A 13,488-nucleotide genomic window follows, 5' to 3' on the forward strand; every position below is an offset into this window, starting at 1 on the left:
CCCGCCCCGACTAGGCTGGGCGGGATGCCCGCCCCTGCCAGCCCCGCCTCCGCCGTGCTCGACGCGGTCGTCGAGAAGCTCACCGACGACCTCGTCGACCTCCGGCGCGACCTGCACGCCCATCCCGAGCTGAGCTGGGCGGAGCACCGCACCACCGAGCGGGTCGCGGGACTGCTCGAGGGTGCGGGGTGGCGGGTGGAGCGGCTCCCCGGCAGCGGCGTGGTCGCCGACCTCGGCCCCGAGCCCGGCGCCGGCGGCACCGGGCGGGTGGCCCTGCGCGCCGACCTTGACGCGCTGCCCGTCGACGACCTGACCGGCGACCCCTGGGCCAGCACCGTGACGGGTGTCGCCCACGCCTGCGGTCACGACGTGCACACCGCGGCGCTGGTCGGCGCCGGCCTCGCCCTGGCGGAGCTCGCGGCGGGCCACCAGCTGCCCGGCGCGGTGCGGCTGCTCTTCCAGCCGGCGGAGGAGGTCATGCCCGGCGGCGCGCTGCAGTTGCTCGACCGCGGCGCCCTCGACGACGTCGACCGGGTCTTCGGCCTGCACTGCGACCCCAGCCTCGACGTGGGGCAGGTGGGTCTGCGCGAGGGCCCGCTCACCGGCGCGGCCGACCAGCTCGAGATCCGGCTCCACGGCCCCGGTGGCCACACCTCGCGCCCGCACCTGACCGCCGACCTGACCTACGCGCTCGGCAAGCTCGTCACCGAGCTGCCCTCGATCCTCTCGCGCCGCCTCGACCCCCGCGCCGGCGCCAGCGTCGTGTGGGGGGCGGTGCAGGCGGGCTCGGCCCACAACGTCATCCCCTCGCGGGGCCGCCTCGCCGGCACCGTGCGGATGCTCGACGCGGTCGCCTGGGCCGACGCCGAGGCGCTCGTCTCGGCCCTCGTGCACCAGGTCGTGGCGCCCTACGGCGTCGAGGCCGAGGTGCGCTACCAGCGCGGCGTGCCGCCGGTGGTCAACGAGCACACCTCGACGCAGCTGCTGGCCCGGGCCGTCGAGTCGGTGCTCGGCGAGGAGGGCCACGTCGCCACCCAGCAGAGCCTCGGCGGCGAGGACTTCGGGTGGTTCCTCGACCGGGTGCCCGGCGCGATGGGGCGGCTCGGCACCCGCACGCCGGGCGGTCCGACCTACGACCTGCACCAGGGCAACCTGCGCGTCGACGACCGCGCCACGACGATCGGCGCCCGCGTGCTCGCGGGCGCCGCCCTCGCGTCCCTGGGAGCCTGAGCCCGCGCCGGGCCCCGGCTACTGCTTGACGTAGGGCACGCCGTCGGCGGCGGGCGGGCGGGAGCGCCCGACGAGCCCGGCCACGGCGAAGATGGTCACGACGTAGGGCAGCATCAGCAGGAACTGGCTCGGCACCGGCGAGCCGACGGCCGACAGCACGCCCTGCAGGTTGCTGGCGAAGCCGAAGAGCAGCGCCGCGAGCGTGGCGCGCACCGGGTCCCAGGTGCCGAAGATGACGGCCGCGAGCGCGATGTAGCCGGCGCCGCCGGTCATCTCGCGGTTGAACTGCGGCACCGACACCAGCGTGTAGAACGCACCGCCCGCGCCGGCCATCGCGCCGGCGAGCAGCACCGCGCGGTAGCGGGTCGCGAGCACGTCGATGCCCACGGTGTCGGCGGCCTTCGGGTGCTCGCCGACCGCGCGCAGGCGCAGGCCCCAGCGGGTGCGGTAGAGCGCGAACGCCGTGGCCGCGACCAGGACGTACATCAGGTAGACGACCGGCGTCTGGCGGAAGAGCACGGGCCCGAGCAGCGGCAGGTCGCCGAGGAGCGGGATCGCCACCGCGTCGAAGCGGGGCGGGCTGTTGAGGCGGGCGGTGTCCTCGGCCAGCACCTGGGTGAACAGGAAGCTCGTCAGGCCGATGACCAGCACGTTGAGCACCACGCCGACGATGACCTGGTCGACGAGGTAGGTGATCGCGAAGACGGCGAGCACCGCGGCCACCAGCACGCCGGCGACCATCGCGGCCACCAGGCCGGCCCAGGTCGACCCGGTCAGCGAGCCGACCAGGGCCGCGGCGAAGGCGCCCAGCAGCAGCTGGCCGTCGATGGCGATGTTGACGACGCCGGCGCGCTCGCCGACCACGCCGCCGAGCGCACCGAAGACGAGCGGCACCGCCAGCGCCACGGCGCCACCGAGCAGGCCGACCAGCGGCACGGTGCCGCCCGCGGCCGCCCAGGTGAGGAAGGCGACGACGGCGACCAGGGAGAACGCCGCGACCACCGGCAGCGGGGTGCGTCGGCGGCGGGCGAGGAGCAGCCACGACGCCGCGCTCAGCACGGCCATCACCACGACCAGCACCCACGCGGTCGCCATCGACGGCACGGTGAGGTCCGGCAGCGTCGCGAGGTCGCCGCGCGCCCGCAGGCGGTACGTCGTGTCGCCCGGCTGGGCGGCCAGCACGAGCGCCAGCGCCAGGGCGGCGGTGACGGCCGTGAAGGCGGCAGGCGCCTTGCGGGACACCAGCGCGACCCGGGAGCCGTCGTCGGTCGGGCCCGCGGGCTCCGCGGGCCGGGTGCCGAGCGAGGCGGTGGTCATGCGACCTCCTTCTGGGGCAGGCGGAAGAGCGCCCGGACGAGCGGCGGGGCGGCGATGAAGAGGACGATGAGCGACTGCACCACGAGCACGAGGTCGACGGGGATGCCCTCGGAGGCCTGCATGAGGAAGCCGCCGGCCTTGAAGGCGCCGAAGAGCAGGCCGGCGGCCAGGATGCCGAGCGGCCGCGAGCGGCCGAGGAGGGCGACGGTGATGGCGTCGAAGCCGATGCCGGCGTCGATGTCGACGGTCACGCCGCTGGTGACCGTGCCGAGTGCCTGGTTGGCGGCGGCCAGGCCGACCAGGGCACCCGAGAGCGCCATCACGACGGTCCAGGTGCGCCCGACGTCGATGCCGGCGACCCGGGCTGCGTCGGGGTTGAGCCCGACCGCGCGGATGCGGAAGCCGAGCGCCGAGCGCTCGAGCAGCCACCACACCGCGGCGGTCGCGACCAGGGCGAGCAGGAAGCCGGCGTGCAGGTCGAAGCGCTCGCCCAGCAGCGGCGGCAGGGTGGCGGTGTCCTTCATCGGCAGCGTGGTCAGGTTGGTCGTGCCGGGGGCCTGCAGCAGCGAGGGCTGCGAGAGGGCGTAGAAGACCAGGTAGAAGCCGATGTAGTTGAGCATGATCGTCACGATCACCTCGTGGGCGCCGGTGCGGGCCTTGAGCACGCCCGCGATCGCACCCCACAGGCCGCCCGCGACGACCGCGGCCAAGAGGCCGACGAGCAGGTGGACACCGCCGGGGAGGTCCAGGCTCGAGCCGACCCAGCCCGCGGCAGCGCCGCCCAGCAGCATCTGCCCGCGCCCGCCGATGTTGAACAACGCGGCGCGGAAGGCGAGGCCGACGCCGAGGCCGGCGAGGACGAGCGGGCCGGCGAAGAGGAACGTCTGGGTCAGGGGGCGCAGCTGGGTGGCGAGGTCGGCGCCGTTGGGGTTGTAGACCGAGCCGCGGAAGAGCGCGCCGTAGGCGCCCGTGACGGCGTCGAGGACGGCACGCACGGTGTCGCCGGGCCGGGAGAAGAAGTAGCCGGCGGAGGACTGCACCTCCTCGTCGGTCACGGCGATGAGCACCGAGCCGACCAGCACGGCCAGGAGCAGCGCGAAGAACGACACCACCACACCACCGGCCGCGGCCTCGCGCAGCGCACGGCGCCAGCGCTGGTCGTCGCGCACCGGCTGCTGCGGGCGCGGCGGCGTCGGGTCGGTGGGGGAGGGGGCGGGGGCGCTCACGCGGGCACTCCTTCGGGTCGCTCGCCGGTCATCATCAAGCCGATGACCTCGCGCGGGGTGTCGGCGGGGACGATGCCCACCACGCGGCCGCGGTAGAGCACCATGATGCGGTCGGCCAGGGCGGTGACCTCGTCGAGCTCGGTGGACACCACGAGCACCGGCACGCCGGAGTCGCGGGTCTCGACGATGCGCTGGTGGATGAACTCGATCGAGCCCACGTCGACGCCGCGGGTCGGCTGGGCGGCCACGAGCAGCCGCAGGTCGCGCGAGAGCTCGCGGGCCACGACGACCTTCTGCTGGTTGCCGCCCGACAGGGTGCCGACGGGGGCGTCCGCGCTGGGCGTGCGCACGTCGTACTCGGCGACCTTCTGCTGCGCGAACTCGTCGCGTCCGCGCAGGTCGAGGGCGCCCCGGCGCACGAAGGGAGCGCCCTGGCTGCGGTTGAGCATGAGGTTCTCGGCGACCGACATCGCGCCGACCAGGCCCTCGGCCTGACGGTCCTCCGGGACCAGGCCGACGCCGGCGTCGAGGATCGCGCGCACCGAGCGGCCCACCAGGGGGCGTCCGTCGAGGGTGATCGTGCCCTGCACGTGGCGCTGCAGGCCGAGCAGCGCCTCGGTGAGCTCTGTCTGGCCGTTGCCCTGCACGCCGGCCACGGCGAGCACCTCGCCGGCGCGGATGGTGAACGAGACGCCGTCGAGGTGCACCTGGCCGGCGTCGTCGACGACGCGGAGGTCCTCGACGACGAGGGCCTCCTCGCCCAGCGTCGGCGGCTCCTTGTGCACGGTGAGCTCGACCGGGCGCCCGACCATGAGGGAGGCGAGCTCGACGTTGGTGGCGCTCGGATCGGCCTCGCCGACGACCTTGCCGAGCCGGATGACGGTGATGCGGTCGGCGACCTCGCGCACCTCGCGCAGCTTGTGGGTGATGAAGACGATGGCCTTGCCGTCGGCCTTGAGCTCGCGCATCGTCGCCATGAGCTCGTCGGTCTCGCTCGGGGTGAGCACCGCGGTCGGCTCGTCGAAGACGAGGACCTGCGCGTCGCGCGAGAGCGCCTTGATGATCTCGACGCGCTGCTGCACGCCGACGGGGAGGTCCTCGACCACCGCGTCGGGGTCGACGTCGAAGCCGAAGCGGCCGGAGATCTCGCGCACCCGCTGGCGGGCGGCGGCCAGGTCGAGGCGGCCGCCGAGGCGGGTCTGCTCGTTGCCGAGGACGACGTTCTCGGCGACGGTGAAGACCGGCACCAGCATGAAGTGCTGGTGCACCATCCCGATCCCGGCCGCGATCGCGTCGCCGGGCCCGGAGAAGTGCTGCGGCTCCCCGTCGAGGAGGATCTCGCCCTCGTCGGCACGGTAGAGGCCGTAGAGCACGTTCATCAGCGTCGACTTGCCGGCGCCGTTCTCGCCGAGCAGGCAGTGCACCTCACCGGGGCGGACGGTCAAGGAGATGCGGTCGTTGGCGACGAGGGCGCCGAAGCGCTTGGTGATGCCGCGCAGGGCGAGTTCCACGGGATCCGTCCTCGGTGGTGGGGGAGCCGGTCGTGCGACGTCCGGGGGGAGGCCGGTCGGCCTCCCCCCGGACGTCGGGGTGCTGCACCGCTGCCGAGCGCCGCGTCGCGGCGCGGCGGTCGGTGCGGGCGGGTCACTGTTGGAGGTAGGACTCCACCGTGATCGAGCCGTCGATGATGCCGGCGCGGATCTCGTCGAGCTCGGCCATCACCGTGTCGGAGACCTGGTCCTCGTAGTTGTGCAGCGGCGCGATGTCGACGCCGCCGTCCTCGAGGGTGCCGACGTAGGGCGCGAAGTCGATCTCGCCCTCCGCCGAGGCGGTCACGGCCTGGTAGGTCGAGTCCGACATGTTCTTCAGGATGGACGTGAGCACGACCTCCTGGGTGTTGGGGTCGGTCTCGAAGAGGTCGGCGTCGGTGCCGATGAGGGCCACGTCGCGCCCGGCGTCGGCGATCGCGGTGAGCGCGCCCTGGTAGATCGGGCCACCGACCGGCAGGATCACGTCGACGTCCTGGTTGATGATCTGGCGGGCGGTCTCGGTCGCGGCCGGGTTGGCCTCGAAGCCGCCGGTGAACGAGCCGTTCTCGCCGTCCCAGCCGACGACCTGCACGTCGGCGCCCTTCTGCTCGTTGTAGTACTCGACGCCCTGGCGGAAGCCGTCCATGAAGATGGTCACGGTCGGGAACGGCTCGCCGCCGTAGGTGCCGACCTTGCCGGTCTCGCTGGTGTCGGCCGCGAGGTAGCCGGCGAGGAACGCCGCCTCCGCGGTGTTGTAGAGCAGCGGCTTGATGTTCTCGACGTCGGGCTGGCCGTCGAAGGTCGCGCCGTCGTCGCCGCCGTCGGCCGCGTCGTCGATGAGGACGAAGTCGATCTCGGGGTTGGCGGTCGCCGCCTCCTTGGTCGCCGCGGCGAGCGCGAAGCCCACCGAGACGATGGTGGTGCAGCCCTCCGCGACGAGGCTCTCCATGTTGGGGCCATAGTCGTTGCCGCTGTTGGACTCGACCGCGGTCAGCTCGACGCCCTGCTCCTCCGCGGCGCGGGTCGCGCCCTCGAAGCCGAGCTGGTTGAAGGACTTGTCGTCGAAGCCGCCGGCGTCGGAGACGATGCACGGCTTGAAGTCGCTGTTGGCGGCCTCGCCGCTGCCGCTCGCGCCCGTCTCCTCGGGGGCCTCGCCGCAGCCGGCGAGAGCGGCGGCGGTCACGAGCAGGGTGAGGCCGGTGGCGGCTGCGCGCCTGGTCTTCTTCACAGGGTTCCCTCCATGGGTTCGCCCGACGGGCGTGTTTGTCGACCCCCGGATCCTCCACGGTGCCGCCCGCGGGCGCCAGCGTGGTGACGGAAGGGTTATCGGGTTGCGACCTTCGGGCGGCACCGGGGTGCCACCCCGGGACCGGAGGTGCGCTGCGGCACAGTGGGCCACGGCGGTTTGGTGCCGGTGCAGGAGGGGGAGGACGTCGTCGTGGTGGTGGGACTCGCGGACCCCGAGGAGCTCGACGCGCTCGCGCGCGACCTCGAGGCGCAGGCCGAGGAGGTGCGGGCGCGCTACCGCCTCTTCCGCACCCAGGTCACCGAGGTGCGCTGGCAGTCCGCCGGCGCCGCGGACTACCGCCGCCACTGCGAGGCCCTCGTGGCCGACCTGGAGCGCAACGCCGCCGAGCTGGAGGCGGCGGCCGGCGACCTGCGCGCCCACGCGCAGGCCGTGCGCGACCGCATCGCGTGGATGCACGAGATGGTCGACGACCTGCGCCGCCGCGCCGAGGAGGCCTGGGACGACGCCCAGGGTGCCTTCGCGTGGGGCAAGGACAAGGCCGACGACGCCTGGCGGACCGTGACGGGGTGGCTGTGAGGTGTCGGTGATCCGGCTCGGCGAGCAGGAGCCGGGGCTCGCGACCCGCCGCGTCGAGCTCGGCGTCCTGGGGCTCGTCGCGCTGCGCCGCGCCGCGGCGTACGCCGGGTTGCCGCCGCTGCCGCCCGACCTCGTGGTCGAGCCGTCCCCGGCCGAGGCGGCGCTGGCCGGTGTCGACGTCGAGGCGGAGGTGGCCCGGGCGCGCGAGGCGCTGGTCGCGCAGCACGTGGTCGACGACGACGGGCCCGTGCCGGCGGTCGCGGCCAACCTCGCCGCCGTCAGCGCCGCGCCGCGGCGGCTGCGCCTCGCGCTGCAGGGGCCGCGCCGCTCGCTGGTCGCCCACCACTGGGTCGACGCCCGCATCGCCGGCTCGCTGGTGCGCGACGGCCGGCGGTGCACGCTGTCGCTCTTCGACGCGCGCCAGTGGGGCGACGAGCTGCTCGCGCCGCTGCCCGACCCGGCGGTGACCGACGGTCCGCGGCGCACCGGCTTCACCGTCCCCGCCACCTCGCTCACCACCCTCGTCGCGCTGGAGGCCCTGCCCGCGGAGGGGCTCGGCCAGGTCGGCCTCCTCGCCGGCGTCGACCCGGCGGTGGTCGCCGCCGTGCAGACGTGGGGCGAGCAGACAGAGGCCGTCCTGCACGTGACGGTCCCGCCGGTGCGCCCCGACCGGCTCCCCGCCGGGCTGGTGTGGTTCCTCGACCGGTGGGGGTGGTGGTCGGCGCGCGCGGGGCACGCCGACGACGGCACCCCCGCCGTCACCGTGGCGCCGGCGCGCCGGGACGACCTGCGCCGCGCGGTGGCCTCACTCGTGACGGGAGCGTGGACGTGAGCGGCAGCGACAGCAGCGGCGGCTTCGAGGTGGTCGGCGGGGCCCACGGGCTCGAGGCGGACCTCGACGACATGGACGCGACGGGGTCGCGGATCCGCGCGACCGGGTGGGACGTCGGCGACACCGCGCTCGACACCCACCGCTTCCTCGTCGACGGCAACCTGCTGCGCAGCGCCCCACTGGCCCCCACGACGTTCGCCCGCTTCGAGGGCAGCCTGGTCGCGGCGCTCGACGGGCCTGAAGGCCTCAGCGTCAACGCCGTGCGGATGGTCGCGACCGGCACCTTCATGCAGGGCAAGAGCAAGGCCTACCTCGCCACCGACCGCGCACTCGAGCAGGCCGACGACCTGCGTCAGCACCTGCAGGGGCAGCTCTACGGGCTCGGCCTGGCCGTCGCTCCCGTGCCGACCCTGCTGACGACCTACCTCGCCCTCGAGGACGCCGGCGCGCTCGACGACCCCGCCACCTGGATCACCGAGCACCCCGACGTGCTGGAGGAGGTGGTGGCCAGCTCCTCGGGTGCGCTCGACCTCTTCCTACCCGGGTCCGGCTTCCCCTCCGGCACCGAGGACGGCGCCGCGCTGCTCTCGCTGCTCTACGACCAGGAGCTGGGCGAGCTCACCTCGGAGACGGTCGACGGCACCGCCGCGCCGCAGAGCCTGCACGACGCGATGGTCCTGCTCGAGGAGGCCGCGGGCACGACCGACGGCTTCCGGGTCGAGCGGATCGGCACCGGGCCGGACGCCCGCTACGTCGTCTACCTGCCCGGCACCAAGGCCTTCGACGGCCCGTTCGAGCCCGGCGGTCCGCTCCCCGACGGGCTGGAGGAGAGCGGGCTGGTGCAGAGCCTCGGCACCAACTTCGCCGCCGTCGGCGGCGTCGACAACGCCTACGTCACGGCCGTGCTCCGCGCGCTCGGCGACCTGCCCGAGGGCTCCGACGTCACCCTCCTCGGCCACAGCCAGGGCGGCATCGTCGCGGCCCGGGTGGCCGAGGCGGTCGCCACCGCGGAGGACCCGCCCGTCCGGGTGCGACGCGTGGTCACGGCCGGCTCGCCGGTCGACCACGTCGAGCTGCCCGAGAGCGTGCAGGTGCTCTCGCTCGTCAACGAGCACGACATCGTGCCGCGCCTCGACGGCGAGGCGGTCGACGACCGCAGCAACCACACCACCGTCCTGACCCGGCGCCAGCTCGGCTCGGTGACCGACAACCACTCGGTGGGCCGGGTCTACGCGCCCCTGGCCGCCGACCTCGAGGCGTCGGACGACCCCCGCGCACAGGCCGCGGTGGACGGGCTGCGCGAGGTGTGGGGCGGCGGCACCTCGACCACCACCTTCTACGAGATGGGACGACCGTGAGGCGACTGACCTGGACCCTGCCGCTGCTGCTCGTCGGGTGGGCCCTGGTGGCCTGCACGGGCAGCACGCCGGGGGGTGCCGACTCGCCCGGAGCCAGCGACCCGGCGGGCACGTCGGGCACGCCCGGTGCGACCGACAACGACGCCCTCCTGGCCGAGGTGGAGCAGGCGCTGCGCACGCGCGGCGACTTCCAGCGGCTGCAGGTGGGCTACGTCGACTCGGTCGACAACGCCGGGCTGGTCGTCGTCGACGGCTACTGCACGGGCTGCGACGCCGCCGCCCTCGCCGACGAGGCGGCCGCCCTGGTGTGGCGCAGCGAGGTCGCCCCGCTGCGCACCCTGCGGGTCTCGGTCACCGACACGAGCACCGGCACCCGGGCGCGTGCGGGCGGCGCCGTCGCCGAGGAGCAGGAGCGCCTCACCCAGCAGTACGGCGTGCGCCCGGGGTCCGCGGGCGAGTAGCAGCCCGCGCGGGGTGTCGGGCAGGATGTTTCCCGCGTCGCGCACGGGGGCAGGATCGCCTCGCCCGAGCCGTGCGAGGTGCTCGGGTCACGACGACACGCAGGGGTGCACACACATGGGGGAGACCAGCACGCTCGGACGCGCCGCTCGCAGGCTCGCCACGGCGGTCGGCGCGGCAGGTGTCGCGCTCGCGACGGCGGCGGCGCTCGCTCCGCCGGCCCACGCCGGAGCGGGCGGCGGCCAGGGCGAGGCCACCGACGGGGGCTACGGCGTCGGTGCCGTCAGCGTCTCGGTCAGCGGTGACTACAGCCCGGGGCTGCGCGCCTCCGTGCCCGCCCCGCCACCGCTGTGCTGGTGGGAGCCGGTGACCCTCCTGGGCTGGCAGGTGGACCCCAGCGACCCCGAGGCCGTGAAGAAGTACTACGACGAGGAGATGCGTCCCTGGTTGACGGGTCACGCCTCGGCTGGCCAGGCGGCGGTCGACTACGACCGGTTCGCCGCGGCCATCGCCGCGGTGGCCGCCGGGCGTGACATCACGTGGTACTCCCTCCGCATCAACGACGCTCTGCGCCCCGGTGGCGACGGCTACCAGCAGGCCGCCGCGCTGCACGCCGCGGGCTGCGGCACCGGACTGAACCCGGCACCGGGTGGCCTGCTCCTCGAGACGATGAACTGGTTCGAGACGGGCAACGCACCGGAGCCCGTGGTCGACCCCGAGATCCTCGCCGAGTACGCCTACGAGGTCATGGACCTCGTCGACCCGACGCTCGACTGGAACCCCAAGATCGGCGAGGTCGGCAACGCCTCGCTGGTCAACCTGCCCACCTGGCTGTGGGTGGACGACGAGGCCAGCGTCGGCGTCCGCACCGTGACGGCGTCGGTCGGCGCCGTCAGCGCGACCGTGACCGCCCGCACCGACGGCGTCTCGATCACCTCGCCGGCCGGCACGACCGAGTGCAGCGCCGACCAGGCCCGCACGGCGTACTCCGCCGGGGCGTCGGAGGCGTCGGCCTGCACGCTGACCTTCGACCGCGCCTCGTGGGGCTACGGCGGGGGCTTCCCGGTCGAGGCCTCGACGACGTGGCAGGCGACGTGGACCTCGAGCACGGGCGAGGGCGGCCAGCTCGACGCGCGCTCCGCCGGCGAGACCACCTACGTGCCGGTGGCCGAGTCGCAGAGCCTCGTCACGGCGGTCGACTGAGTCGTGAGCGCCTCGCCGCGGCGGCCGCTGCGCCGCGCCGCCTCCGCCTGCCTCCTCGCCGCGGTCGTCCTCACCTCCGCCGCCTGCGCCAGCGAGCAGCCGACGCCCACGGTCTCGCTCGACGAGGAGCCGTCGGCCCCCGCGTCGCCGACCCCGTCGGAGACCTCGGACCCGGCGGCCGCGGGCGAGGTCCCCGAGGTGCCGCCCGACGGCGTGGTCACCCGCGGCCGCAACGTCGCGGACTCGCCGGCCGAGCTGGAGGTCACCGACCGGTGGTACGCCTACTGGGACGAGGTCCTGCGCATGTACCGCTCGACCGAGGTGGACCGCGACACCCTTCACTCCCTGGCCACCGGTGACGCCGCCGAGGGCCCGCTCGACTACGTCGCGCGGATGCGGGAGCGCGGCGACACCCAGCGCGGCGGCGTGATCGCCGCGGTCACCGCCGTCCGGGTCGACGGTCGCCGTGCGGTGGTCGAGGCGTGCTTCCGCGACGACACCCAGGACGTGGCGCGCAACGGCCGCCCGGCCGAGGTGCCGGCGGTGTTCTTCACCTCCCGCGCGACCCTGCGCCAGGAGGGGCCCGACTGGCGGGTCGTCGAGTCGGTCGGCACCTCCGAGGGCGCACCCTGCGACTACCGCTGACGCGGCGCTGACAAGATGACCTCCCCGTCCGCAGCGCCGCGGACGGTCGAGGACGCGAGGAGCAGCGGGTGGACGTCTGGGAGGAGCTGCGGCTCGCCGCGGTGGAGGTGGTCGATCGCGCCTACGCGCCCTACTCCCGCTACCGCGTCGGCGCCGCCGCGCGGGTCGACGACGGCCGGGTGGTCGTGGGCTGCAACGTCGAGAACGCGGCGTACGGCGTGACCCTGTGCGCCGAGTGCGGGCTGGTCTCGCAGCTGCACGCCTCGGGCGGAGGGCGGCTCACCCACTTCGTCTGCGTCGACGCGGCGGGCACGGTGATCATGCCGTGCGGGCGCTGCCGGCAGCTGCTGATGGAGCACGGGGGCCCCGCACTCGAGGTGATGACCGTGCGCGGCGTGCGCCGGATGGACGAGGTGCTGCCCGACGCGTTCGGGCCGCACGACCTGGAGACGATCGAGGGGAGCCGCTCGTGAGCGCGCAGTTGCACGACGCCGTGGAGGTCATCCGCACCAAGCGCGACGGAGGTCGGCTCAGCGACTCGATGGTCGACTGGGTGGTCGCGGCCTACACCCGCGGCGACGTCGCCGACGAGCAGATGTCGGCGCTCGCGATGGCGATCCTCCTCAACGGCATGGACCGCGAGGAGATCTCGCGCTGGACGGCGGCCATGATCGCTTCCGGCGAGCGCATGGACTTCTCCGCGCTCTCGCGCCCCACCGCCGACAAGCACTCCACGGGCGGCGTCGGCGACAAGATCACCCTCCCGCTCGCGCCGCTGGTCGCGGCGTGCGGCGTGGCCGTGCCACAGCTCTCGGGCCGCGGGCTGGGCCACACCGGCGGCACGCTCGACAAGCTCGAGGCCATCCCGGGCTGGCGCGCCTCGCTCACCAACGACGAGCTGCTCGCCCAGCTCGAGGACGTCGGCGCGGTCGTCTGCGCCGCCGGCGACGGCCTCGCCCCGGCGGACAAGAAGCTCTACGCCCTGCGCGACGTCACCGGCACCGTCGAGGCCATCCCGCTCATCGCGTCGTCGATCATGAGCAAGAAGATCGCCGAGGGCACCGGTGCGCTCGTGCTCGACGTCAAGGTCGGCACCGGTGCGTTCATGAAGGACGAGGCCTCGGCGCGCGAGCTGGCCGAGACCATGGTCGCCCTCGGCCAGGACGCCGGGGTGCACACCGTCGCGCTGCTCACCGACATGTCGACCCCGCTCGGGCTGACCGCCGGCAACGGGCTCGAGGTGCGCGAGTCGGTCGAGGTCCTGGCCGGCGGGGGCCCCGCCGACGTCGTCGAGCTGACCGTGGCGCTGGCCCGCGAGATGCTCGCCGGTGCCGGGCGCGGCGACGTCGACCCGGCCGAGGCGCTGGCGGACGGCCGCGCGATGGACGTGTGGCGGCGCATGGTGGCCGCCCAGGGCGGCGACCCCGACGCCCCGCTGGCCACCGCCCGCGAGACGCACGTCGTGGCCGCTCCCGCCTCGGGGGTCCTCACCCGGCTCGACGCGATGGCCGTGGGCCTGGCCGCCTGGCGGCTCGGTGCCGGCCGGGCCCGCAAGGAGGACCCGGTGCAGGCCGCCGCCGGCGTCGAGTGGCACGCCCGCCCCGGCGAGGAGGTCACCGAGGGCCAGCCGCTGCTGACGTTGCACACCGACGAGCCCGAGCGGTTCGAGCGGGCACTGGCGGCGCTCGACGGCGGGGTCGACGTCGCACCGTCGGGCACGGCGTACGACGCCACGCCGCTGGTCCTCGACCGCATCGGCTGACGCCCGGCCGGTCACCCCCGCCGGTCACCCCCGCCGGTCACCCCCGCCGGTCACCCCCGCCGGTCGCCCCCGCCGGTCGCCACGGCCGGTCACCGCGACGGA

General features: G+C 74.8%; 13 protein-coding genes. 9 read left to right on the forward strand and 4 right to left on the reverse strand.

What is annotated here, in order from left to right; all coding sequences use genetic code 11:
- Positions 1-24 precede the first annotated feature (24 nt).
- Complete coding sequence (locus BJ989_RS07150; protein WP_179517604.1) at positions 25-1,230, forward strand: amidohydrolase; 1,206 nt, start codon at positions 25-27, stop codon at positions 1,228-1,230.
- Between the two features lie 18 nt (positions 1,231-1,248).
- Here BJ989_RS07150 and BJ989_RS07155 read toward each other — a convergent pair whose 3' ends face one another.
- The 4 genes from BJ989_RS07155 to BJ989_RS07170 form a co-directional block, all read right to left on the reverse strand.
- The gene (locus BJ989_RS07155; protein WP_179517605.1) at positions 1,249-2,547 is read right to left on the reverse strand and encodes an ABC transporter permease; all 1,299 of its coding nucleotides are present in this window, start codon (positions 2,545-2,547) and stop codon (positions 1,249-1,251) included.
- A complete protein-coding gene (locus tag BJ989_RS07160; protein WP_179517606.1) occupies positions 2,544-3,773 on the reverse strand; it encodes an ABC transporter permease subunit in 1,230 nt (409 codons plus the stop codon). Before BJ989_RS07160 ends, BJ989_RS07155 begins: the two co-directional genes overlap by 4 nt.
- Entirely contained in the window at positions 3,770-5,284 is a 1,515-nt protein-coding gene (locus tag BJ989_RS07165) for an ATP-binding cassette domain-containing protein (RefSeq protein ID WP_179517607.1), read from the reverse strand. Before BJ989_RS07165 ends, BJ989_RS07160 begins: the two co-directional genes overlap by 4 nt.
- A gap of 133 nt (positions 5,285-5,417) precedes the next feature.
- Positions 5,418-6,530, reverse strand: coding sequence for a BMP family ABC transporter substrate-binding protein (locus BJ989_RS07170; RefSeq protein ID WP_179517608.1), 1,113 nt, complete (start codon positions 6,528-6,530; stop codon positions 5,418-5,420).
- Between the two features lie 180 nt (positions 6,531-6,710).
- Between BJ989_RS07170 and BJ989_RS07175 the strand changes: the two genes are divergently transcribed.
- The 8 genes from BJ989_RS07175 (at position 6,711) to BJ989_RS07210 (ending at position 13,386) form a co-directional block, all read left to right on the forward strand.
- A complete protein-coding gene (locus BJ989_RS07175) occupies positions 6,711-7,127 on the forward strand; it encodes a hypothetical protein (RefSeq protein ID WP_179517609.1) in 417 nt (138 codons plus the stop codon).
- A 1-nt stretch (position 7,128) separates the two neighbouring features.
- The gene (locus BJ989_RS07180; protein WP_179517610.1) at positions 7,129-7,959 is read left to right on the forward strand and encodes an ESX secretion-associated protein EspG; all 831 of its coding nucleotides are present in this window, start codon (positions 7,129-7,131) and stop codon (positions 7,957-7,959) included.
- Positions 7,956-9,317 (forward strand): lipase family protein, encoded by a 1,362-nt coding sequence (locus tag BJ989_RS07185; RefSeq protein WP_179517611.1) that lies wholly within the window; start codon positions 7,956-7,958, stop codon positions 9,315-9,317. Before BJ989_RS07180 ends, BJ989_RS07185 begins: the two co-directional genes overlap by 4 nt.
- Positions 9,314-9,778, forward strand: coding sequence for a hypothetical protein (locus BJ989_RS07190; RefSeq protein WP_179517612.1), 465 nt, complete (start codon positions 9,314-9,316; stop codon positions 9,776-9,778). Before BJ989_RS07185 ends, BJ989_RS07190 begins: the two co-directional genes overlap by 4 nt.
- 115 nt (positions 9,779-9,893) lie before the next feature.
- A complete protein-coding gene (locus BJ989_RS07195) occupies positions 9,894-10,979 on the forward strand; it encodes a hypothetical protein (RefSeq protein WP_179517613.1) in 1,086 nt (361 codons plus the stop codon).
- A 3-nt stretch (positions 10,980-10,982) separates the two neighbouring features.
- A complete protein-coding gene (locus BJ989_RS07200) occupies positions 10,983-11,624 on the forward strand; it encodes a hypothetical protein (RefSeq protein ID WP_179517614.1) in 642 nt (213 codons plus the stop codon).
- A gap of 68 nt (positions 11,625-11,692) precedes the next feature.
- Positions 11,693-12,097: a cytidine deaminase gene (locus BJ989_RS07205; RefSeq protein ID WP_179517615.1), complete on the forward strand. Its 405-nt coding sequence runs from the start codon at positions 11,693-11,695 to the stop codon at positions 12,095-12,097.
- Positions 12,094-13,386: a thymidine phosphorylase gene (locus tag BJ989_RS07210; protein ID WP_179517616.1), complete on the forward strand. Its 1,293-nt coding sequence runs from the start codon at positions 12,094-12,096 to the stop codon at positions 13,384-13,386. Before BJ989_RS07205 ends, BJ989_RS07210 begins: the two co-directional genes overlap by 4 nt.
- Positions 13,387-13,488: the final 102 nt, after the last annotated feature.

It is taken from the genome of Nocardioides perillae (assembly GCF_013409425.1).
Classification (GTDB): domain Bacteria; phylum Actinomycetota; class Actinomycetes; order Propionibacteriales; family Nocardioidaceae; genus Nocardioides; species Nocardioides perillae.

Coding starts and splice junctions, on each gene's coding strand:
- BJ989_RS07150 (WP_179517604.1), top strand. CDS start 25: ATGCCCGCCCCTGCCAGCCCCGCCTCCGCCGTGCTCGACGCGGTCGTC.
- BJ989_RS07195 (WP_179517613.1), top strand. CDS start 9,894: ATGGGGGAGACCAGCACGCTCGGACGCGCCGCTCGCAGGCTCGCCACG.
- BJ989_RS07155 (WP_179517605.1), bottom strand. CDS start 2,547: ATGACCACCGCCTCGCTCGGCACCCGGCCCGCGGAGCCCGCGGGCCCG.